The following is a 22,869-nucleotide window of genomic DNA, read 5'->3' as shown; positions in this document are numbered from 1 at the left end:
GCAGCGCAGCATTGCCATTTCCGCATCAATGCCGCGGACGAAAAAAATGCCGCGACAAACGCGGCATTCTGCTTCGAAACGACAACGATCCCGCGCGGGGATCACTGACCTTCGCCGAACTTGTCCGCGATCAGCTTGAGCAGCGCATCCATCGCCTCGCGTTCGTCGGGACCTTCGGTCTCGATCGTCACGGTGCTGCCGATGCCCGCCGCGAGCATCATCACGCCCATGATGCTTTTTGCGTTGATCTTGCGTCCGTTGCGCGTCATCCAGACTTCCGACTGGAAGTTGCCGGCCAGTTGCGTAAGCTTGGCCGATGCGCGTGCATGGAGCCCCAATTTGTTGACGATGGTGGTTTCTTGTTGAAGCATGGTTCTCGGTCGGGTCGGTCGCGGCCGCCGGCGACGTGCGTCGGCGGGTCGGTCTAAAACGGAAAACGGGGCAGTTAGTGCGATTCGGTGCGCGGTTGCGGCTCGGGCGGAATCGGCGCGCATTGGCCGCAGCCGACTTCGGTCGGCGGCGGCGGTGTGCCGGCCGCGACTTCGTGGACGCCCTTCGCGCCGCCGGACAGCGCCTTGTCGACGAGCTTGTCGAGCGGCACGGTCCGGTAGCAGACGGCCCGCACCAGCATCGGCAGGTTCACGCCCGCCAGCACGCGCACGTTGTCGAGCTTCGCGAGCTGGCCCGCGATGTTCGCGGGCGTCGCGCCGTACATGTCGGTCAGCACGACGACGCCATTTTCTTCCCTGAGCCGCGCGAGCTCCGCGTGCGCGAACGCCATCACCTGGGTGGGATCGCTGTCCGCCAGCACGTCGATGCAGCCGATGCGCGCGGGCACGCCGCCGTAGATGTGCGCGATGCAGTCCCGCAGCGCGGTGGCGAGCGGTGCGTGCGCGATGATCAGAATCCCGGCCATGTCAGACTGCCCCCGGCCGCCCCTGGCGGGCCGACGCCCTGCAGCGGGGCAACGAGCATAGCGAGTGAGGGAATCGTTTCATGTTCAGCCTTGCAACGGTTTCGGCCCGACCGCCGGGCCTTCGGCGCGCTGGTCGCGGCACCGGGCAAGCGGGCATTGTAGCAGGCCGGTCGAACCGCTCCGGCGACGGGGGACCTGCGCGGCCGCCGCCGGGCTTGCGCGGAAAGCGGGCTACGCGGCCGCCCGCTCCAGCGCGTCGATGAACATCGCGGCGACGTCGAAACCCGTCTGCTCCATGATTTCGCGGAAGCACGTCGGGCTCGTCACGTTCACCTCGGTCAGCCAGTCGCCGATCGCGTCGAGCCCGACCAGCAGCAGCCCGCGCGCGGCGAGCACCGGCCCGAGCGTCTCGGCGATCTCGCGGTCGCGCGCCGTCAGCGGCTGCGCGACGCCGAGCCCGCCCGCGGCGAGATTGCCGCGCACTTCGCTGCCTTGCGGAATCCGCGCGAGCGAATACGGCACCGGCTCGCCCGCGATCAGCAGAATGCGTTTGTCGCCGGCCGTGATCTCGGGGATGAACTTCTGGATCATCAGCGAGCGCGTGCCGTCGTGGCCGAGCATCTCGATGATCGCGCCGAGATTCATCCCGTCGGCCTTCACGCGGAACACGCCCATCCCGCCCATGCCGTCGAGCGGCTTCACGATCACGTCGCCATGCTCGGCGTGGAACGCACGCAAGCGCGCGGCGTCGCGCGTGACGAGCGTCGGCGCGACGAACTGCGGAAACTCGCCGATCGCCAGCTTTTCCGAGTGATCGCGGATCGACTGGGGCTTGTTGAACACGCGTGCGCCCGCGCGTTCGGCAAGCTCGAGCATCCACGTGGCCGTCACATACTCCATGTCGAACGGCGGATCCTTGCGCATCAGCACCGCGCCGAACGACGTCAACTGACGCGATTCGTGCGCGCCCGCCTCGTACCACGGATGGCGATGCAGATCGGCGGTGTCGCCGACGATCGTCACGCGCTGCACGTCCGCCTCGACGCCCGAGCCCGTCCACGCGAGCTGGTGCGGCTGGCACGCATATACCGCATGCCCGCGCCGCGCGGCTTCCGCCATCATCGCGTAGGTCGAATCCTTGTAGATCTTGAAGCGCTCGAGCGGGTCGGCGATAAAGAGAATGTCCATGCGGGTCCTGTACGTGGCGAAGCCGTTACACCTGGATGGCTTCGGGATCGGTCTTTTCCAGTTCGATCGACGACGCGATCAGCGACAGGCGCGCGACGACGCCGTACATGTAGAAGCGGTTCGGCGGCGCGGCGCCCGGTTTCGCGCCGGCATCCGGCAGCGCGGTGTGCTCGAAGCCGAGCGGCACGTAGTGCATGCCGGGCGCGTTCAGGTTCTGGTCGCGCTCGCGGCCGCCGTGCGTGCGGTAGAAACCGCCGACCACGTAGCGGTCGATCATGTACACGACCGGCTCCGCGACTTCGTCGCCGACGCGCTCGAACGTATAGACGCCTTCCTGCACGATCACGTCGCGCACCGCGAGGCCGGCCTTCGACTCGGCCATCTGCGCGCGCTCGGCCTTCGACATGCGGCCGATCTCGGCCGCGTCGTGCACGGTCATCACGCCGCGCCCGGCGGTGCCCGCGTCGGCCTTCACGACGACGTACGGCTTTTCGCTGATCCCGTATTCGCGATACTTGCGCGCGATCTTCTTCAGCACGCCGTCGATCGCGTCGGCGAGCGCCTGCTCGCCTTCATGGCCCTGCCAGTCGACGCCTTCGACGTGCGCGAAATACGGATTCACCATCCACGGATCGACGCCGACCATCTTCGCGAACTTCTTCGCGACGTCGTCGTAGCAGGAGAAGTGCGTCGACTTGCGGCGCACGGCCCAGCCCGCGTGCAGCGGCGGCAGGAGGTACTGCTCGTGCAGGTTTTCCAGCACGGCGGGAATGCCGGCCGACAGGTCGTTGTTCAGCAGGATCGAGCACGGATCGAAATTCTTCAGGCCGAGACGGCGCTGCGAACGCTCGAGCGGTTCGAGCACGATCTTCTGGCCGTCGGCCAGCGTGATCGGCGTCATGTCGGTAATGCTCGGGTCGAGCGAGCCGAAGCGCACGTTCAGGCCGGCCTGGCGCATGATCGTCGCGAGCCGCGCGACGTTTTCCAGGTAGAACGCGTTGCGGGTCGGCAGCTCGGGAATCACGAGCAGGTTCTTCGCGTCCGGGCAGATCTTCTCGATCGCGGCCATCGCGGCCTGGACGGCGAGCGGCAGCACTTCGGACGGCAGATTATTGAACGCGCCGGGGAACAGGTTCGCGTCGACGGGCGCCAGCTTGAAACCGGCGTTGCGCAGGTCCACCGAACAATAGAACGGCGGGGTGTGTTCCTGCCATTCGAGCCTGAACCAGCGTTCGATCGCAGGCGTCGCGTCGAGGATCTTCCGCTCGAGCTCGAGCAGCGGACCGTTCAACGCGGTAACGAGGTGGGGAACCATGAATCACTCGCGAGCGGGAGAATGAAGATTGTAGAGCAATTGCTCCGCCCATTTGGGGATTGTTCCCGGCTTCGCAAGGGTTTGGAGGGAGTTTTCGGCTATTGACCCGATAGCGTGAAGGGTTATGCGCTACGGCAGCACGCGGCAGGAGAAAAAAAGCCCGCCGGGCGGGCGGGCCGAAGTCGCTGCGCTCATTCGTGGCGGGCGCCGTCTGCGCGGCGGCCCGCCGTCATCCGTACGCCTTATTCGACGTGCTCGCCGTGCAGCACCACGTCGAGGCCTTCGCGCTCTTCCTCTTCGGTCACGCGCAGGCCGATCGTCAGGTCGATCAGCTTCAGCAGCACGAAGCTCAGCACGCCGCTGTACACCAGCGTGATCAGCACGCCCTTGGCCTGCAGCAGCAGGCTGCCGTCGGCGCCGCCGATGTCCTTGACCGCGAACACGCCCGTCAGCAGCGCGCCGAGAATCCCGCCCACGCCGTGCACGCCGAACGCGTCGAGCGAATCGTCGTAGCCGAGCTTCGACTTGAGCCACGTTGCCGACCAGAAGCACACGACGCCTGCCGCGATACCGATCACGAGCGCACCCGTCACGCCCACGAAGCCGGCGGCCGGGGTGATCGCGACGAGGCCCGCGACCGCGCCCGACACGATGCCGAGCACCGACGGCTTGCCGTGCGAGATCCATTCGGCAAACATCCAGCCGAGCGCCGCGCACGCCGTCGCGACTTGCGTCGTCAGCATTGCGAAGCCGGCACGGCCATCGGCCGCGACAGCGGAACCCGCGTTGAAGCCGAACCAGCCGACCCACAGCATCGAGCCGCCGATCATCGTCAGCACGAGGTTGTGCGGTGCCATCGACTCACGGCCGAAGCCGACGCGCTTGCCGAGCATCAGGCACGAGACGAGGCCCGCGATACCGGCGTTGATGTGCACGACGGTACCGCCCGCGAAGTCGAGCACGCCGTCCGACGACAGCCAGCCGGTCGGCTCCCACACCATGTGCGCGATCGGCACATAGACGATCAGCGACCAGAGCGTCATGAACACGAGCATCGCCGAGAACTTCATCCGGTCGGCGAACGCGCCGCAGATCAGCGCCGGCGTGATGATCGCGAACGTCATCTGATAGACGAAGTAGACCGACTCCGGAATCGTCGTCGCCAGGTGGCTGACGGTCAGCGTGGTCGCCTTGTCGCCCTTCACGTAGGTCATCCCGTGCAGGAACGCGCGCGACAGCCCGCCGATGAAGCCGTTGCCCGGCGTGAACGCGAGGCTGTAGCCGACCACCGTCCACAGCACCGTGATCACCGCGGTGATCGCGAAGCTCTGCATCACGGTCGCGAGCACGTTCTTCTTGCGGACCATGCCCGCATAGAACAGCGCGAGGCCGGGGATCGTCATGAACAGCACGAGCGCGGTGGACGTCAGCATCCACGCGGTATCGCCGGCACTGATCTTCGACGAATCGACGGAGAACGGCTCGGTCGGCGCGGCGGGTGCGGCCGGCGCGGACGCGGCGGCGGCAGCCGATGCGTCGGAGGCGGCGCCCGAAGCGGGTGCGGCGGCAGCGGCAGGTGCCGATGCGTCCGTGGCGGCCGGCGCCGAAGCGGCCGGAGCGGCGGCTGCCGACGCATCGGACGCCGTTGCGGCGGGCGCGGACGCAGCCGCGGCGGAAGCCGCGTCGTCGGCGAGCGCGGAGCCGACACCGGCCGCGATCAGCGAGCCGGCCATCAGCAGGGACATCAGAAGTTTGCGCATCTCGGGTTTCCTCTTGTCGCTTGTCTTTGTCTGTTACAGCGCGTCTGCGCCGGTCTCCCCGGTCCGGATCCGGATCACTTGCTCGATCGGCGTGACGAAGATCTTGCCGTCGCCGATCTTGCCGGTGCGGGCGGCCCGCTCGATCGCCTCGACCGCCTGGTCGACGAGATCGTCGGACACGGCCGCCTCGATCTTCATCTTCGGCAGGAAATCGACCACGTATTCGGCGCCCCGATACAGCTCGGTATGCCCCTTCTGGCGCCCGAACCCTTTCACCTCCGTGACCGTGATGCCCGAGACGCCGAGCGCGGAGAGCGCTTCGCGCGTCTCATCGAGCTTGAACGGCTTGATGATTGCGGTAATCAGTTTCATGAAGTCCTCTCGCTGGGTGGTCCCGTCGAATTGGTTGGAATGGTGTAACGGTCTCTCCTCAGCAACTCGCATGCCATGTTCGTCCGAACACCGCCTCGAATGGCCCTTAAACAGGGCCGCATCCGATGCTGAAAGGTGCGGAAGCCCGGCCGAATGGCCAACATGGCCCGGTTTGCTGGCGCACCGAAAGGATCGTTGCTAGAGTGCACGCACGTCCCGGCTTACCGGGCCATTCACCCATGCGGGCGCCATGCCCGGAAATCGCGCCACGTGCGCACCATTTCCGGTCATGCGTGCATCATGGGCACGTACGCAACTGAATATGCACATTTTTTGTGCAAGGAAGGAAATCTCATGAAGCAACCCAGCGATGTTTTCAACGACCTGCAGTCGCGCGTCAGCGACCTGCTGAAAAACTCGCCGGCCAAGGATGTCGAGCGCAACGTGAAGGCCATGTTGTCGCAAGGCTTCTCGAAGCTCGATCTCGTCACGCGCGAGGAGTTCGACACGCAGGCACATGTGCTCGCCCGCACTCGCGTGCGTCTCGAGGAACTCGAGAAGCGCGTCGCGGAACTCGAGCAGAAGCTCGCAGCGTCCCAGGCCTGACGCCCCGCCCGACCGACTGGTCCGGGCGCGGGCCGCCTCGTGCGGCCCGCGCCTGTCACCCGGAAATCAGCCAATCTGCTAACTGTTCCGTCGTTCTTCGCTGTTCCTCGCTCTTCGCAGTTCGTCGTTCCTCGTTCTTTCCCGCGCCACGCCGGCAGCGCGCACCGATTCCTCCGATTCCCGCGGCATGCGGCCCCGAACGGCCGTAGCCCGTCCGATTCATCTACAGGAGCCTCGCCATGTCGCTCGCCGTGGTGCGCAGTCGCGCGCCGGCGGCCGGCCGCGCGCCGGACGTCACCGTCGAAGTTCATCTTGCCAACGGGCTGCCGTCGTTCTCGATCGTCGGCCTGCCCGATCTCGAAGTCCGCGAAAGCCGCGAGCGCGTGCGCGCCGCGCTGCAGAACTGCGGATTCGACTTCCCCGTCAGGCGGATCACCGTCAATCTCGCGCCAGCCGACCTGCCGAAGGAATCGGGCCGCTTCGACCTGCCGATCGCGCTCGGCATCCTCGCCGCGAACGGCCAGCTCCCGGCCGACGCGCTGGCCGGCCGCGAATTCGCGGGCGAACTGTCTCTGACCGGCGCGCTGCGGCCGATGCGCGGTGCGTTCGCGATGGCGTGCGGCGCCGCGCGCGACTGGCGCACGGGGCATGCCGCAGCGGACCTCGATTCCGGTCCCGATTCCCGTTTCGATTCCAGCGGCCATTCCGGCGTCGATTGCGTCGCGATATCCGGCGTGACAGCCCTGCCGCGCCCGCCCGAGCTGTACCTGCCGCTCGACAGCGCGGCCGAGGCGGCGCTGGTGCCGGGCGTCACCGTGTTCGGCGCGCCCGACCTCCCCGCGCTGTGCGCGCACCTGGCCGGCACGCCGGATGCCCGGTTCGCGCCGGTCGCGGCGCCCTGCCTCGACGGCGTGCCGGCGCCCGCCGCGCCCGATCTCGCGGACGTCGTCGGCCAGCGCGGCGCCCGGCGCGCGCTCGAAGTCGCTGCCGCGGGCGGGCACCACATGCTGATGATCGGGCCGCCCGGCGCCGGCAAGTCGATGCTCGCCGCGCGGCTGCCCGGCCTCCTGCCGCCGCTGACCGACGACGAGGCGCTGACGTCGGCCGCGCTCCTTTCCGCGAGCCGCATCGGCTTCTCGCCCTCGCAGTGGCGGCGGCGCCCGTTCCGCTCGCCGCATCATTCGTCGAGCGCCGCCGCGCTGGTCGGCGGCCGCAACCCGCCTCAGCCGGGCGAGATCACGCTCGCGCACCTCGGCGTGCTGTTTCTCGACGAGTTGCCCGAATTCGACCGGCACGTGCTGGAAATGCTGCGCGAGCCGCTCGAAGCGGGCCGCATCACGATCTCGCGCGCGGCGCAGCAGGCCGACTTCCCCGCCGCGTGCCAGCTGATTGCCGCGATGAACCCGTGCCCGTGCGGCTGGCACGGCGATCCGTCCGGGCGCTGCCGCTGCACGCCGGACGTCGCCACGCGCTACCTGCGCAAGCTGTCGGGCCCGTTGCTCGACCGGATCGACATCCAGATCGACCTGCCCGCGCTGTCGCCGGCCGAACTCGCGTCGCGTGCGACGGCACCGGGCGAGCCGAGCGCGGCGGTCGCCGCACGGGTCGCCCACGCGCGTGCGCTGCAACGCGACCGGCAGGGCAAGACCAATCACATGCTGAGCGGCCGGGAAACCGACGACCTGTGCCGGCCGACCGACGACGGCGAGCGGCTGTTGCGCGAGGCCGGCGAGCGCTTCGGCTGGTCGGCGCGTGCGTATTTCCGCGTGCTGAAGGTTGCGCGCACGATCGCCGACCTGGCCGGCGACCCGTTGCCGACGGCCGCGCAGATCGCCGAAGCGATCCGCTACCGGCGTGCGCTCACGGCGCTGTGAGCGCCTTCGGAGGACAAAATACGGCTGTCAAGACTTGACTTATGCACAATTTCACGAATCCGGCCCCCGATCATCCTGCACGGGCGCGCTTTCCTCATGAAATTCACATCCCCTTGTTTCTATTGACTTTTCTCGAACGGAGCGTGAACTATCAAATGCCCCGGAAGGCCGTCCGGTGCGGCTTTGCGGGAGATTCCATCAACTTTTCAACAAAGTTATCCACATGCGCTGTGGATAGCCGAAAAATCCCCGCAAAATCCGGCGATTAGCGGCGAAAGCTGCGAATGAACTTTCAATTGTCATGAAGCGTCCGAGCGCCCTCGCCGGCCGATGTCAGTCGAGTTTGAACGAGCCGAAAAACTGGTCGAGTTGTTCCTGCGCGAGCGGCCGGTCAGCGATCGCGACGGCCTGGTACGCGTGCCGGCCCCGCGCCACGAGCCGCGCGACGATCGTCTTGTGCGAATGGTCGCCGCCGCTGGCCGCGCCCGCGACGCGCAGTTCGAGCCCGTTCACCGCGCCGCCGGACGCGAGCGGCACCGGCACCGAGGCCGTCTGCGGCACGCCGTCGAGATTGCGCGACAACCCGGACCGCAGGAACTCGAGCGCCGCGCGGCGCGTATCGTCGCGGTCGTCGGGCAGCGTCAGCGTGCCAATCGCGAACACCGCGCCGTCGACATGCGCGGCCTGCATCCGCATCGGCATCGACGCGCCGCCGACCGCGATCGGCTGATCCTCGACGGTCGGCTTCGCCGGCAGGTCGATCGTATAGCCGGCGTCGTTGTGCAGCGTGCGCCAGTCATACGACGGCGAGCACGCGGCCAGCGCCGCGCTCACGCATGCGAGCGCGGCGAAGTGTCGCAGCGGACGAAAAAGGGGGCGCAACGAATGGAGAACTTCCTTCGGCATGGCAGTGATGGGGACAGGCAAAAACACCCATTATCCGCCGAAGCCGGCGCCCGGTATGCGTGGCCGCCGCCGGTGCGCGCGCCGCATTCGCGCTAAAATGAGCGCCGAATTTCGACGTCCTTTGCATCGACCCGCGTCATCGACCGACTCCGAGAGCACCGCAGATGAACACCACGCCTCCCGCCCAGCGCCGCACCGGCCCCGTCCGCTATATCGTCGCGGCCGTCGTCGTCGCGGCCATCGCCGTTGCCGGCTTCTTCGCGTTCAACGGCAAGTCCACCGTGCCGGACGCCACGTTCACGCTGCTGTCGGGCCAGAAGGTGTCGACGGCCGGCGACCTGAAGGGCAAGGTCTACCTCGTGAATTTCTGGGCGACGAGCTGCGCGACCTGCATGCAGGAAATGCCGCAGATGGTCGATACCTACAATCGCTTCAAGGGCCAGGGGCTGGAATTCGTCGCGGTCGCGATGAACTACGATCCGCCGATGTACGTCGCGAACTACGCGCAGACGCGCCAGCTCCCGTTCAAGGTCGCGCTCGACGACGGCAGCGTCGCGAAGCAGTTCGGCAACGTGCAGCTCACGCCGACGACCTTCGTCGTCGACAAGGACGGCAAGATCCTGAAGCGCTACGTCGGCGCCCCGCAATTCGCGGAACTCGACGCGCTGCTCAAGAAGGCGCTCGACGGCAACGCGGCCTGAGCGCCGCACGACAAGACTCGCAGGGCCGCCCACCGCGCCCTGTTCCGCGCCCTGCTCCGCACCTCGGACCGCCCGACCGGCCAGCCCGGTTCCGCGGTCCGTGTCTTTTTCAGCGCTCGGTTTCGCCTTTCGCCGACAGCCCGTAACGCTTCATCTTCTCGTACAGCGTCGCCTTGCCGACATGCAGCCGATCGGCCGTCGCGGCGACCGCGCCGCCCGTCTGGTTCAGCGCCTCGGCGATCACCGCGCGCTCGAACTGCTCGATGCGCTCCTTCAGCGTCTGGTCGCTCTCCGCATCGTCGCCGCCCGCGCCGGCTTCCTGCGGCATGTCGGCGACGCCGAGCACGAAGCGGTCGGCTGCGTTGCGCAGCTCGCGCACGTTGCCTGGCCAGTCGCGCTGCATCAGGCTCGCGCGTTGCCGGTCGGTCAGCACGGGGGCCGGCCGCTCGTAGCGCACGGCCGCGTCGAGCATGAAGTGCTCGAACAGCGGCACGATGTCCTCGCGGCGCTCGGCGAGCGGCGGCAGCGCGATCGTCACGACGTTGAGCCGGTACAACAGGTCGCGCCGGAACGTGCCGGCGGCGACGAGTTCGCTCATGTCGCCCTTCGCGGCCGCGACGACGCGGCAGTTCACGCGGATCGGCTGGTTCGAGCCGAGCCGTTCGAGCACGCCGTCCTGCAGCACGCGCAAGAGCTTCACCTGCAGCGCGAGCGGCATGCTTTCGATTTCGTCGAGGAACAGTGTGCCGCCGGATGCGTATTCGAGCTTGCCGACGCGGCGCTTCGCTGCACCGGTGAACGCGCCGGGCTCGTAGCCGAACATCTCCGACTCGAACATCGGCTCGGGCAGCGCACCGCAGTTCACCGCGATGAACGGCTTGTCGCGACGCGGCGACAGCTCGTGCAGGCTGCGCGCGATCAGCTCCTTGCCGGCGCCCGTGTCGCCGTTGATCAGCACCGATGCGTCGGTGGGCGCGACGTTCGCGATCAGCTTGCGCACCTGTTCGATCGCCGGGCTGCGGCCGATGATGCGCGGCGCGACGATGTTCTGCCCGGCCAGCTCGCGCCGCAGCGCATGGTTTTCGAGCACGAGCTCGCGCCGCTCGAGCGCGCGGCGCACGGTCTCGATCAGCCGCTCGGCCGCGAACGGCTTTTCGATGAAGTCGTACGCGCCGTCGCGCATCGCCTGCACGGCCATCGAGATGTCGCCGTGGCCGGTGACGAGGATCACCGGCACGTCGGGTACGCGCTCGCGGCACTGCGCGAGCAGGTCGAGCCCGCTCGCGCCGGGCAGCCGGATGTCGCTGACGATCGCGCCTGCGGTTTCCGCGACGATCGCCTTGTCGGCCGCCTCGGCCGATTCGAACCCGACGACGTCGAACCCCGCGAGCTGGAGGCTCTGCACGCTCGCCCGGCGAACGAGTGCATCGTCTTCGATATAGATCACTTGCAGCCGGTTGGCCATCTTGGTCACTTGCTCCTGACAGGCCGCGCGGCGCTGGTGCGCGCGGCTTCGTTGATGCCGGTCGTGCGGCGAACGGGTTTGCGACGGCCCCTAGTGCGAGCCCGCCGGTTCGGACACCGAGTCCGGATGATGCGTGCGCGCGCGCCGCAGCGTCAAGACGAACAGCGCGCCGCCGGACGGTGCATTGCGCGCGGTCAGCGCGCCGCCCGCATCGCTCGCGATCGACGACGAGATCGCGAGACCCAGCCCGAGCCCGCGCCCCATTTCCTTGGTCGTGAAGAACGGCTCGAACAGGCGCGGCAGCAAATCGGGCGCGATGCCGGAGCCGTTGTCGCGCACCTCGACCGCGAGCGTCGCGACCGACACCGCGATCGTCACTTCGATCGCCGGTGCCGCGACGCCTGCGACCGCGTCGAGCGCGTTGCCGAGCAGGTTGATCAGCACCTGTTCGAGGCGCAGGTCCTCGCAGCGGGCGACGAGTTCCGGATAGTCGCACGCGAGGTCGAGCGGGGCATCCTGCGCGGGCGACACGGTCGCATCCTGCAGCGTCAGCGTGAGCGCGACGCCGCGCAGCCGGTCGCCGAGCAGCGACAGCACGCTGCGCAGCGCGCGCACGACGAGCGCCCGTTCGTTGCGCGGCTTCGCGCGGCCGACGAACAGCTTCAGCTGATTGGTGATCTTGCCCATCCGCTCGGTCAACGCGGCGATCGCCTCGAGGTTCTCGCGCGCGGCCGCCTGCTCGCCGCGATCGAGCAGCACGCGCGTGTTGTCCGAGAAGCTGCGCAGCGCCGCGAGCGGCTGGTTCAGTTCATGCGTGATGCCGGCCGCCATCTGGCCGAGCGCGGCGAGCTTGCTCGCCTGGATCAGTTCGTCGTGCGCGGCGCGCAATTCCTGCTCCGCGCGGATCCGGTCGCCGACTTCCTTCTGCAATTGCTCGTTCGCCTCCGACAGGTCGGCCGTGCGCTCCTCGACGCGCCGGTTCAGCTCCGCATACGCCTGCTGCAGCAAGGCGCGGCCGCGGATCATCTCGCGCACGCGTGCGCGGCGCATCCGCCAGTAGAACGCGAGCAACGCGACCGAGACGAAGCCGAAGCCGGTGACGATCGTCGCGTTGCGCGCGTCGGCGTCGATGGGCGCGATCGGCGCGAGCGTCACCAGCAGCCAATCGGGTTCGCCGATCCGCCGCTTGCTCGCCAGGAAGCGCGGCGCGCGCAGGCCGGGACCGAGGCGCACGATCTCCGCGTTGGCGTCGAGCACCTGCTCGACGCGCAGCGGCAGCGGCGTGACGGGCTGCTGCGCGTACTGGCGCGTCTCGTAGATCGACGCGGCGACGGGCCCCGTCAACGGATGCAGCGTGTGATATTTCCACGCGGGCACGGACGACAGGAACACGACGCCGTGATCGTCCGCGACGACGAGCGGTTCGGACGCGTCGGCGCCCTGGAACCATTCGAGATTGAGCTTCACGACGACGACGCCCGCGATCCTGCCGTCGCGCCACACCGGCTGCGAGATGTAGTAGCCGGGATCGCGCGAGATCGTGCCGATCCCGAAGAAGCGGCCGACCTGGCCGCTCATCGCATCGATGAAATACGGACGAAACTGGTATCCGGTCCCGACGAAGCTGTCGGGCGCGCGCCAGTTGCTGGCGGCGACGCACAGGCCGTCCGCGCCGATCACGTAGGTGACGGTCGCGTGCGCGTGTTCGTTGAGGTCTTCGAGATAACGGTTCGCGCGCGCGGTGAAATCGGCGCGCTTCGGCTCGGCGAGCAGGTCCAGCACGTACGGGTGGCTGCCGAGCAGATAAGGCAGCGACTCGTAGCGGTCGAGCGTGCTCTTGAGCGCGTTGGTGGTACGGTCGACGCGCACCGCGGCGTTGCGCTGCAGCTCGGCGACGCCGCGCCGCCACGTGATGGTCCACGTCAGCGCGCACGCCGCCGCGAGCGCGGCGGCAAGCACGACGAGGATGAGCAGGCGGCGCTTCACGGACGTGACTTCCTGGCGATGCGGATCGCCTATTGTGTCATAGGGCTCCGCATCTCCGCCCGGGCCGCCGCGCGGCGCACCGCCCGCGGGCGGTGCCGCCGCCTGCTCCTTCATGACGTCAGACGCCGGCCGTCTCGGTCGTCGTGACCTCGCCGCCGCCCTTCAGCGCCTGGCGCAGCTTGTTGCGGTCGAGTTCCTTTTCCCAGGCCGACACGACGACGGTCGCGACACCGTTGCCGATGATGTTGGTCAGCGCGCGGCATTCGCTCATGAAGCGGTCGATCCCGAGGATCAGCACCATGCCCGACAGCGGGATCGTCGGCACGACGGCGAGCGTCGCGGCCAGCGTGATGAAGCCCGCGCCCGTGACGCCGCTCGCGCCCTTCGACGTCAGCATCGCGACCGCGAGCAGCGTGAGCTGCTGCATCCACGTCAGTTCGATGTTGGTCGCCTGCGCGATGAACAGCACGGCCATCGTCATGTAGATGTTGGTGCCGTCGAGGTTGAACGAGTAGCCGGTCGGCACGACGAGGCCAACCACCGAGCGCGAGCAGCCGGCCTTCTCCAGCTTTTCCATCAGCTGCGGCAGCGCCGCTTCCGACGAACTCGTGCCGAGCACGATCAGCAACTCTTCCTTGATGTACGACACGAAGCGGATGATCGAGAAGCCCGTGGCGCGTGCGATCGCGCCGAGCACGACCAGCACGAACACGACCGAGGTCAGGTAGAACGTGCCGATCAGCTTGAGCAGCGGCACCAGCGAGCCGACGCCGTACTTGCCGATCGTGAACGCCATCGCGCCGAACGCGCCGATCGGCGCCAGCTTCGTGACGATGTGCACGATGCCGAACAGCACGCGCGTGAGGCCGTCGATGAAGTCGGTCACGACCTTGCCGCGCTCGCCGAGGTGCGCGAGCACGCTGCCGAACAGCAGCGCGATCAGCAGGATCTGCAGGATTTCGCCCTGCGCGAACGCATCGACCATCGTGTTCGGGATGATGTGCATCAGGAAGTCGACCGTCGACTGCCCGTGCGCCTTCGCCGCGTACGATGCGACTTCCTTGCCGTTCAGCGTCGCCGGATCGATGTTGAAGCCGACGCCCGGGCGCAGGATGTGCGTGGCCGCGAGGCCAAGCAGCAGCGCGAAGGTCGACACGATCTCGAAGTACAGCAGCGCCTTGCCGCCGACGCGGCCGACCTTCTTCATGTCCTCCATGCCGGCGATGCCGGTGACGACCGTACAGAAGATGATCGGTCCGATCACCATCTTGATCAGCTTGATGAAGCCGTCGCCGAGCGGTTTCATGTCGGTGGCGAGCGCCGGGTAGAAGTGGCCGAGGATCACGCCGACGATGATGGCGAAGATCACCTGCACGTAGAGCACTTTGTAGAAGGGTTTCTTCTTCACGATGGTTCCTGCTGAAGTAGATGAGCCGGTGGAAACGGCGTCACGCGCGCGGAAAGATGACGCTGAAGGGGGCAATGCCCCCTAGGCCATTCGCCCGCGCGGCTGCCGTGCCGCAACAAGCGATGCCTCAGGACGTCCGGAGGGAGTGGAAGGCAGTGGTCATCGATTGTCTCCTTGGTTTAATAGTCAGGCCGGGGGGATGGCCGTGCTTTTCATATCGCAAGGTCGATGCCAGGTTTCCGGAACCCCTCAAGCCATTGTTTTCATTGTATTTCTCATAATGCGGCAGGCAAGGAAATCCGGGATTCCGGATTTCCGGAAAATATCCGTCCGGCGATCCGGACGGATGGATCGTTTCATCCGACGAATCAATGCTGCACGGCCTCACCGGCCAGCACGCCCGTCTGCGCGTAGAACTCCTGCCGCGCGAAGGCTTCGCGCTCGCGCCTCGCGCGCTCGCCGCGGTCCGCGAGCGAGCCGACGACGATCCCGACGAACGCGAGCGGCACCGACACGAGCGCCGGGTTGTCGAGGAACACCGGCGCATGCGCGTGATGCAGCACGTCGACCCACACCGATTTCGACAGCACCGTGAGCGCCACCGCCGACGCGAGGCCCAGGCCTCCGCCGAGCACCGCGCCGCGCGTCGTCATCCCGCGCCAGAAGATCGACATCGCGAGCACCGGGAAATTCGCGCTGGCGGCCACCGCGGCGACGAGGCCGACCATGAACGCGACGTTCACGTGCTCGAACAGGATCGACAGCGCGATCGCGACCGCGGACAGCCCGATCGTCGCCGCGCGCGAGATGCGCATCTCCAGCCGCTCGTCGGGCTTGCCGCGCGCCCACATCTGCGCATACAGGTCGTGCGAGATCGTGGTCGCGCCGGCGAGCGTCAGCCCGGCGACCACCGCGAGGATCGTCGCGAACGTGACAGCCGCGATGAAGCCGTAGAACCAGTTGCCGCCGACCGCCTGCGCGAGCTTCACCGCGACCATGTTCGAGCCGCCGAGCAGGTCGTGCGTCAGGTTGAAGGTGCCGTTCGCGCCGAGCCGGAAGAATTCCGGATGCTGCGCGAGCAGCACGATCGCCGAGAAGCCGATCACGAACGTGAGCAGGTAGAAGTAGCCGATGAAGCCCGTCGCGTAGAGCACCGACTTGCGCGCCTCCTTCGCGTTCGGCACCGTGAAGAAGCGCATCAGGATGTGCGGGAAGCCGGCCGTGCCGAACATCAGCGCGATGCCGAGCGACAGCGCGTTGGCCGGATCGCGGATCAGCTTGCCGGGCCCCATGATCGACAGCGCGCCCGGATGCACGGCCACCGCGCGGCGGAACATCTCGTCGACGCTGAAGCCGAATTCGCCGAGCGCGAGCAACGCGAGCAGCGTCGCGCCGCACAGCAGCAGCACGGCCTTGATCACCTGCACCCAGGTGGTCGCGGTCATCCCGCCGAAGAACACGTACACGACCATCAGCACGCCGACGATCAGCTCGGCCGTGCCGTACGACAGCCCGAACAGCAGCTGGATCAGCTTGCCCGCGCCGACCATCTGCACGACCAGGTACAGCACGACGATCGTCAGCGCGTTCGCGGACGTCAGCAGCCGGATCGGCCGCTGCGCGAAGCGGTACGCGACGACGTCGACGAACGTGAACTTGCCGAGGTTGCGCAGCGGCTCGGCGATCAGGAACATCACGAACGGCCAGCCGACCAGGAAGCCGATCGAGTAGATCAGCCCGTCGAAGCCGAACATGAACACCATCCCCGACAGCCCGAGGAACGACGCGGCCGACATGTAGTCGCCCGCGATCGCGAGCCCGTTCTGCAGCCCGGTGATGCCGCCGCCGGCCGTGTAGAAGTCGCGTGTCGAGCGCGTGCGGCGCGCGGCCCAGCGCGTGAGCGCGAGCGTCGCGAACACGAACGCGAAGAACATCGCGATCGCGACCGGGTTCAGCTCGACCTTGTCGGGCATCGGCCCCGCGACGGCGCTCGCGCGCGCGGCGGGGGTGGAGAAAACGAGAACGGCCAGCGCGCCGAGCGCGCGCGAGATGCGTCGCATGTCGGCCTCCGTCACGAACGTTGCAGGATCGCGTCGACGCGGCGGTCGAACGCACGGTTAGCGCGCAGCACGTAGCACGCGGTCAGGCCGATCGCGACCAGGATGATCGCGACGCCCGCGACGATCCCGACCGTGGTCGTTGCGCCGCGGTACAGCGGCGCGGCCAGCACGTGCGGCGCGAGCGCGACGAGCAGGATGAAGCCGTAGTAGGTGGCGATCATCAGCGCCGTCAGCGTGAAGCTGAAGCGGCGTCGCGCGCGCACGAGCTGCTGGTAGTCACGGCGCGCCGTGACCGATTCGATGACGGAATGCTCCATGGTGTCTCCGATGTCCCCTCGTCGTTCGCGAGGCGTGTCTTATGGATGGTCGGCGCGCGTCGACTGCTCCGCCCGCGCCGCGGCGGCAATACGTGAAACGCGCTACACGACGCGATCCGCGCGCAGCCGCGACAGGTCATCCTGCGACAGCCCGAGCCAGCGACCGAGCACGTCGTCCGTATCGGCGCCGAGCACCGGCGGCGCACCGCGCACCGGCAGGCGCGCGCCGTCGAAGCGATACGGCGGCGCGAGCACGTCGACGTCGCCCGCGACCGGATGCGGCTGCCGCGTGACGAGCCCCGCGCTGGTCGCGCGCTCCGACGTCAGCGCGTCGTGCAGCCCGAGCACCTCGCCGCACGGAATGCCCGCATCGGCAAGTGCCGCGAGCAGCATCGCGCGCGGCCGCCGCGCGAGTTCGCCGCGAATCTCCGGCAGCAGCGCGGCGCGGTTTTCCGAGCGGCCGAGGTTGGTCCTGTAGCGGTCGTCCGCGGCGAGATCGGGCCGCTCGATCGCATCGCAGAAACGTGCGAACTGCGTGTTGTTGCCGACCGTGATCACGAGCGGACCGTCGGCCGCATCGAACACGCCGTACGGCACGATCGACGGATGCGCGTTGCCGTAGCGCGGCGGATCCTCGCCCATCAGCAGCGCGTCGAGCCCGTAGTACGCGGTGATCATCAGCCCGCAGTCGAACAGCGCCATCTCGATGCGCCGTCCGCGCCCCGTCGCGTGGCGCTCGTACAGCGCGGCGAGGACCGCCTGCGCCGAATACATGCCGGTGAACAGGTCGACCGCCGCGACGCCGAATTTCAGCGGCGGCTGGCCGGCCTCGCCGTTCAGCGCCATCAGCCCCGCCTCGCCCTGCACGACGAGGTCGTAGCCTGGCCGTGCGGCCTCCGGGCCCGAGCGGTCGTAGCCGGAAATCGCGCAATGCACGAGCCGCGGATTCAATTCGGCGAGCGCGTCGTAGCCGAGGCCGAGTTTCTCCGCACCGCCGAACTTGAAGTTGTGGATCAGCACGTCTGCCTGCGCGGCCAGCTCGCGCGCGATGCGTCGCCCTTCCTCGGTTTGCAGGTCGACGCAGATCGACCGCTTGCTGCGATTCACGCTGTTGAAGTAGGTCGTCTCGGTCTCGCCGATTCGCAGCCCCCAGTCGCGCGTGTCGTCGCCGCGCACCGGATGCTCGACCTTGATCACGTCCGCGCCGAAATCGGCGAGCACCATCGCGCTCCACGGGCCCGCGAGCACGCGCGAGAAATCGAGCACCTTCACGCCGGCCAGCGGCAACGCGCGCGGGTCGTTCGTCATCCTTGTCTCCTCCATTCGCGTCGCATGCCTTTACTGTTTCGACAGCGCGATGTAGCGCGCGAGATGATGATCCTCGTCGCCGAGCTGGTGATCGATCATCACGAGCCGCTTCGCGTAATGCGACAGCGGCAGCTCCCACGTCATCCCGATCCCGCCGTGCAGCTGGATGCTTTCCTCGGCGACGAGCGTGCCGATCCGGCCGATGCTGTATTTCGCCGCCGCGAGCGCGCGCTCGCGCACCGCGCGCGGCGCATCGAGCTGCGCGGCCGCGTTGATCACCGCCGAGCGCGCCTGCTCGACTTCGAGCAGCAGGTCGGCCATCCGGTGCTGCAGCGCCTGGAAGCTGCCGATCGGCAGCCCGAACTGCTTGCGCGTGCGCAGGTATTCGAGCGTCGCGTCCTTCGCGACGTCCATCGCGCCGAGCGCCTCCGCCGACAGCGCCAGCAGCCCGTAGCCGAGCACGCGTTCGAGCAGCGCGGCGCCGGTATCTCCGTCCCGAGCATCCGGTGCGCCGAGCGCGGCATCGGCCGGCAACACGACGCGCTCGAAACGCACTTCGGCCGCGCGGCCGCCGTCGATCTTCCTGTAGTCGCGCAGCGACACGCCCGGCGCGTCGGCCGGCACGACGAACAGGCCGATGCCGGCCGCGTCGTCGTCATGACCGGACACGCGCGCGCTGACGACGAAGAACGCCGCCTGCGCGGCCTGGTCGACGACGCCCTTCGCGCCCGTCAGCACCCAGCCGTCGCCGTCGCGCTCGGCGCGCGTGCGCACGGTCGTCAGTTCGTAGTGCGAGCCCGGCTCATCGTGCGCGAACGCGGCGCTCGCGCTGCCGTCGATCAGCGCGGCAAGCCGTTCGCGATGCGCGTCGCCGCCGGCGAGCGACAGCGCGCGGCCCGCGAGCAGCGCGCCGAGGAACGGCTCGACGACGAGCCCGCGCCCGAGGCATTCGAACACCACGGCGATATCGAAACCCGCGCCGCCGAAGCCGCCGTCGGCTTCGGGAAACAGCGCGCCGACCGCGCCGAGTTCGGCGAAGCGCCGCCACATCGCGCGATCGAAGCCGTCGGTCGACTGCGCGATGCGGTCGCGCACCGGGAACGCATACTGTTCGGCGATGAAGCGGTTCAACGTGTCCACCAGCATCCGGCGGTCTTCTGTGTGCTGGAAATCCATCGTCGCGTCCCTCGTTACAGCCCGAGCATCATCTTCGCGATGATGTTCTTCTGGATCTCGTTCGAGCCGCCGAAGATCGACAGCTTGCGGTTGTTGAAGTACTGCTGCGCGGCGCTCGCGGCCCTGTCCGGGCCGACCGGCTCGCCGTCGTGATCGGCGTCGAACGCCTCCTCGACGAACGGCTGCGCGTACGGCCCCATCGCGCGGCGCATCAGCGCGGTGATCTCCTGGCGGATCTGCGTGCCGCGAATCTTCAGCATCGAGCTTTCCGCGCCCGGCACGCCGCCGCCCGCGACGGCGGCCAGCACGCGCAGGTTGGTCGTGCGCATGTTCTCGAGCTCGATCTCGACGCGGGCGACGCGCGCCGCGAAGAACGGATCGTCCGCGAGCGGCCGGCCATTCTTCGTCACCTTCGCGGCGACCGCGCGCAGCCGGTCGAGCGCGGCCGTCGAGAAGCCGATGCCGGCGATGTTGGTGCGCTCGTACGTGAGCAGGTATTTCGCGTAGGTCCAGCCGCGGTTCTCTTCGCCGACCAGGTTCTCCACGGGCACGCGCACGTCGGTGAAGAACACTTCGTTCACCTCGTGCTCGCCGTCGAGCGTGATGATCGGGCGCACTTCGACACCCGGCGTGGCCATGTCGATCAGCAGGAAGCTGATGCCCTCCTGCTTGCGCACGTCGGTCGCGGTGCGCACGAGGCAGAAGATCATGTTCGCGTAGTGGCCGAGCGTGGTCCACGTCTTCTGGCCGTTCACGACGTAGTGATTGCCGTCGCGCACCGCGCTCGTCTTCACCGACGCGAGATCGGAACCGGCGCCCGGCTCCGAATAGCCCTGGCACCACCAGTCGGTGCCGTCGAGAATGCGCGGCAGCCAGTGGCGCTTCTGTGCTTCGTCGCCGTACTTGATCAGCACGGGCCCGAGCATGTTGACGCCGAACGGGACGATGCGCGGCGCGCCGGCGAGCGCGCATTCGTTGTCGAACAGGAATTTCTGCGCGACGCTCCAGCCGGGGCCGCCATACTCGCGCGGCCAGTGGCTCGCGAGCCAGCCGCGGGCATTCAGGATTGCGTGCCATTCGCGCATGTCATCGCGCGTCGGATGCAGGCCGCTCTTCACCTTGCGCGCGGTGCGCGCGGGCAGTTCGGCGGCGAGAAAGCGCTGCACTTCGGTGCGGAACGCTTCCTCTTCGGGGGTGAAATTGAGGTCCATCGTAAGTCCGTTGCGAATGCGGTGGGCGTTCAGTCGATATGGTTCAGGCTCGCGAAATCCGCGCCGCGCTCGACCAGCTCGACGATCAGCGGCGAAGGCTTCCAGAACAGCGGATCCTCCTTCGCGAACGCGCGGATGTCGGCGAGCACGTTCGCGAGGCCGACCGTGTCCGCGTAGTGCATCGGGCCGCCGCGATAGCGCGGGAAGCCGTAGCCGTACAGGAACACCGCGTCGACGTCGAGCGGGCGCAGCGCGATCCTCTCGTGCACGACGTTCGCGCCTTCGTTGATCATCGCGGCGAGGTAGCGGCGCATGATCTCGTCGTCGGTGAACGTGCGCGGCGCGACGCCCTTCTTCGCGCGCTCGTCGGCGACGATCGCCTCGACTTCCGGGTCCGGCGTGCCGACGCGCGCGCCGTCCGGATACAGGTAGTAGCCGCGCGCGGTCTTCTGCCCGAACCAGCCGCGCTCGCACAGCCGGTCGGAAATCTCCACGTAGCGGGCGCGCGGGTCGCGCGTCGCCGCGCGGCGCTTGCGGGTCGCCCAGCCGATATCGCCGCCCGCGAGGTCGACGACCTGGAACGGCCCCATCGGAAAACCGAATTCGCGCACCGCACGGTCGATCTGGTAAGGCGACGCGCCGTCTTCCATCAGATAGTCGGCGGCGGTGCGATAGACCGCGAGGATCCGGTTGCCGATGAAGCCGTCGCACACGCCGGCGCGCACCGGCGTCTTCTTCATCTGTTTCGCCAGCGCGAACGCGGTCGCGACGACGTCCGCGCTCACGCGCGCCGGCACGACGATCTCGAGCAGCTTCATCACGTTGGCCGGCGAGAAGAAATGCAGGCCGACCACGTCGGACGGATGGTCGATGCTGGCGGCCAGCTCGTCGATGTCGAGATACGACGTGTTGGTCGCGAGCACCGCGCCCGGCTTGCACACGCGCGCGAGTTCGGCGAACACCGCCTTCTTCACGCCCATGTCCTCGAACACGGCCTCGATCACCACGTCGGCCTGCGCGAGCGCGTCGTACGACGTGCTGCCCTTGAAGCGCGCGAGCCGCGCCGCGTGCGCGGCCGGCGTCATCCGCCCCTTCGCGACGAGGCCGTCGTACACCTTCTCGACATGCGCGCGGCCGCGCGCGAGCGACGCTTCGTCGCGCTCGATCATCGTCACGGGCAGCCCGGCATCGAGCGCCGCGACCGCGATGCCCGCGCCCATCGTGCCGCCGCCGACCACGCCGATCCGCTCGACCGGCCGCGCGCTCGCGCGCCGCGCCTCGGGTGCCTTCGCGGCCTCGCGCTCCGCGAAGAACGCGTGCACGAGGCCCGCGCGCTGCGGGCTGTCGATGCATTGCAGGAACAGGCTGCGTTCGAGCTTCATCCCCGCGTCGAACGACTGCGTGAGCGCGGCCTCGACCGCGTCGACGATCTTCGCCGGCGAGAACAGGCCGCGCGACTTCTTCGGCAGCTCGGCGCGCGCCGCGTCGATCGCGGCCTGCGCGGCCGCGCGATCGGCGAGCCCCTGCGCATCGCGCGTGCGCCGCGCCGGCGCGCCGAGCGACACGAGTTCCTGCGCATAGGCGAGACCTTCGGCGAGCGTGTCGTCGCTGTGCGCGACGCGATCGACGAGGCCGAGCGCGAGCGCTTCGTCGGCGCTGGCGTGACGCCCCGTCAGCATCAGGTCGAGCGCGGCCTTCGCGCCGATCAGGCGCGGCGTGCGCTGCGTGCCGCCCGCGCCGGGCAGCAGGCCGAGCGTGACTTCGGGCAGGCCGAGCTTCGCGCCGGGCACCGCGAGCCGGTAATGCGCGGCGAGCGCGACCTCGAGGCCGCCGCCGAGCGTCGCGCCGTGCAGCGCGACCACGACCGGCTTCGCGCTCGACTCGATCCGCTCGCATACGTCCGGCAGCGACGGCGGCACCGGCGGCTTGCCGAACTCGCGGATGTCGGCGCCCGCGATGAAGTTGCGGCCGGCGCCGACGATCAGCACCGCGCGGATCGCGCCGTCGGCCTGCGCGGCGTCGAGCGCGTCGGCGAGACCGCGCCGCACGTCGGCGGACAGCGCGTTGACGGGCGGATGGTCGATCGTGACGACGAGCACCTTGTCGCGCCGTTCGCGCGTGACGGTGCCAGCGCCGGCGCCGGAAGGTTCGGGGGAAGCGGATGAATTCATCGTGTCTCCAGTGCGGTGCGCCGCGCGGGCGGAACCGGTCGTCGGGCCGGCGAGCGGTGCCGGCTCCCGAGCCTGGTGCCGCGCGGCGGGAAACGATCCGGCGTGCTTGCCGGGCATGACTCGATTCTC

General features: G+C 68.5%; 19 protein-coding genes. 3 read left to right on the top strand and 16 right to left on the bottom strand.

Annotated elements, in window-relative coordinates; genetic code table 11:
• Positions 1-101 precede the first annotated feature (101 nt).
• From ACV22W_RS17645 to ACV22W_RS17620, 6 genes are all read right to left on the bottom strand, one after another.
• Complete coding sequence (locus tag ACV22W_RS17645) at positions 102-371, bottom strand: HPr family phosphocarrier protein (protein ID WP_006477716.1); 270 nt, start codon at positions 369-371, stop codon at positions 102-104.
• 74 nt (positions 372-445) lie between these two features.
• On the bottom strand, positions 446-916 hold the full coding sequence (locus ACV22W_RS17640) for a PTS sugar transporter subunit IIA (protein WP_059526247.1): 471 nt from the start codon (positions 914-916) through the stop codon (positions 446-448).
• A gap of 231 nt (positions 917-1,147) precedes the next feature.
• Positions 1,148-2,104, bottom strand: a complete 957-nt coding sequence (gene gshB / locus ACV22W_RS17635) for a glutathione synthase (RefSeq protein ID WP_448020761.1) — start codon at positions 2,102-2,104, stop codon at positions 1,148-1,150.
• 25 nt (positions 2,105-2,129) lie between these two features.
• Positions 2,130-3,419 (bottom strand): glutamate--cysteine ligase, encoded by a 1,290-nt coding sequence (gene gshA / locus ACV22W_RS17630; protein WP_059526253.1) that lies wholly within the window; start codon positions 3,417-3,419, stop codon positions 2,130-2,132.
• 242 nt (positions 3,420-3,661) lie between these two features.
• A complete protein-coding gene (locus ACV22W_RS17625) occupies positions 3,662-5,179 on the bottom strand; it encodes an ammonium transporter (protein ID WP_448020758.1) in 1,518 nt (505 codons plus the stop codon).
• Positions 5,180-5,212: 33 nt separating this feature from the next.
• On the bottom strand, positions 5,213-5,551 hold the full coding sequence (locus ACV22W_RS17620) for a P-II family nitrogen regulator (RefSeq protein ID WP_006398175.1): 339 nt from the start codon (positions 5,549-5,551) through the stop codon (positions 5,213-5,215).
• Positions 5,552-5,905: 354 nt separating this feature from the next.
• Between ACV22W_RS17620 and ACV22W_RS17615 the strand changes: the two genes are divergently transcribed.
• Positions 5,906-6,157, top strand: coding sequence for an accessory factor UbiK family protein (locus tag ACV22W_RS17615; RefSeq protein ID WP_059526259.1), 252 nt, complete (start codon positions 5,906-5,908; stop codon positions 6,155-6,157).
• 239 nt (positions 6,158-6,396) lie between these two features.
• On the top strand, positions 6,397-8,031 hold the full coding sequence (locus tag ACV22W_RS17610) for a YifB family Mg chelatase-like AAA ATPase (protein WP_448020757.1): 1,635 nt from the start codon (positions 6,397-6,399) through the stop codon (positions 8,029-8,031).
• A 333-nt stretch (positions 8,032-8,364) separates the two neighbouring features.
• Here ACV22W_RS17610 and ACV22W_RS17605 read toward each other — a convergent pair whose 3' ends face one another.
• Complete coding sequence (locus ACV22W_RS17605) at positions 8,365-8,937, bottom strand: hypothetical protein (protein ID WP_448020755.1); 573 nt, start codon at positions 8,935-8,937, stop codon at positions 8,365-8,367.
• Between the two features lie 164 nt (positions 8,938-9,101).
• Between ACV22W_RS17605 and ACV22W_RS17600 the strand changes: the two genes are divergently transcribed.
• Positions 9,102-9,638 (top strand): peroxiredoxin family protein, encoded by a 537-nt coding sequence (locus ACV22W_RS17600; protein ID WP_059526269.1) that lies wholly within the window; start codon positions 9,102-9,104, stop codon positions 9,636-9,638.
• 109 nt (positions 9,639-9,747) lie between these two features.
• Here ACV22W_RS17600 and ACV22W_RS17595 read toward each other — a convergent pair whose 3' ends face one another.
• The 9 genes from ACV22W_RS17595 to ACV22W_RS17555 form a co-directional block, all read right to left on the bottom strand.
• Positions 9,748-11,103, bottom strand: a complete 1,356-nt coding sequence (locus ACV22W_RS17595; protein WP_448020830.1) for a sigma-54-dependent transcriptional regulator — start codon at positions 11,101-11,103, stop codon at positions 9,748-9,750.
• 90 nt (positions 11,104-11,193) lie between these two features.
• Positions 11,194-13,203 carry a sensor histidine kinase gene (locus tag ACV22W_RS17590; RefSeq protein WP_448020754.1) on the bottom strand — a complete coding sequence of 670 codons (2,010 nt, stop codon included), beginning with the start codon at positions 13,201-13,203 and terminating at the stop codon, positions 11,194-11,196.
• Between the two features lie 4 nt (positions 13,204-13,207).
• Complete coding sequence (locus ACV22W_RS17585) at positions 13,208-14,497, bottom strand: dicarboxylate/amino acid:cation symporter (protein ID WP_059526276.1); 1,290 nt, start codon at positions 14,495-14,497, stop codon at positions 13,208-13,210.
• Positions 14,498-14,865: 368 nt separating this feature from the next.
• Positions 14,866-16,557, bottom strand: coding sequence for a cation/acetate symporter ActP (actP, locus tag ACV22W_RS17580; protein WP_448020752.1), 1,692 nt, complete (start codon positions 16,555-16,557; stop codon positions 14,866-14,868).
• Positions 16,558-16,568: 11 nt separating this feature from the next.
• Complete coding sequence (locus ACV22W_RS17575; protein WP_059451527.1) at positions 16,569-16,874, bottom strand: DUF485 domain-containing protein; 306 nt, start codon at positions 16,872-16,874, stop codon at positions 16,569-16,571.
• Between the two features lie 102 nt (positions 16,875-16,976).
• Complete coding sequence (locus tag ACV22W_RS17570; RefSeq protein WP_448020750.1) at positions 16,977-18,182, bottom strand: CaiB/BaiF CoA transferase family protein; 1,206 nt, start codon at positions 18,180-18,182, stop codon at positions 16,977-16,979.
• Between the two features lie 30 nt (positions 18,183-18,212).
• The gene (locus ACV22W_RS17565; protein WP_448020748.1) at positions 18,213-19,358 is read right to left on the bottom strand and encodes an acyl-CoA dehydrogenase family protein; all 1,146 of its coding nucleotides are present in this window, start codon (positions 19,356-19,358) and stop codon (positions 18,213-18,215) included.
• A 14-nt stretch (positions 19,359-19,372) separates the two neighbouring features.
• Positions 19,373-20,569, bottom strand: a complete 1,197-nt coding sequence (locus tag ACV22W_RS17560) for an acyl-CoA dehydrogenase family protein (protein WP_448020747.1) — start codon at positions 20,567-20,569, stop codon at positions 19,373-19,375.
• A gap of 29 nt (positions 20,570-20,598) precedes the next feature.
• Complete coding sequence (locus tag ACV22W_RS17555; RefSeq protein ID WP_448020745.1) at positions 20,599-22,740, bottom strand: 3-hydroxyacyl-CoA dehydrogenase NAD-binding domain-containing protein; 2,142 nt, start codon at positions 22,738-22,740, stop codon at positions 20,599-20,601.
• Positions 22,741-22,869: the final 129 nt, after the last annotated feature.

The organism is Burkholderia sp. AW49-1, assembly GCF_053427845.1.
Note: the sequence above shows the minus strand (reverse complement) of the source record. Positions and strands in the feature narration are given on the sequence as shown.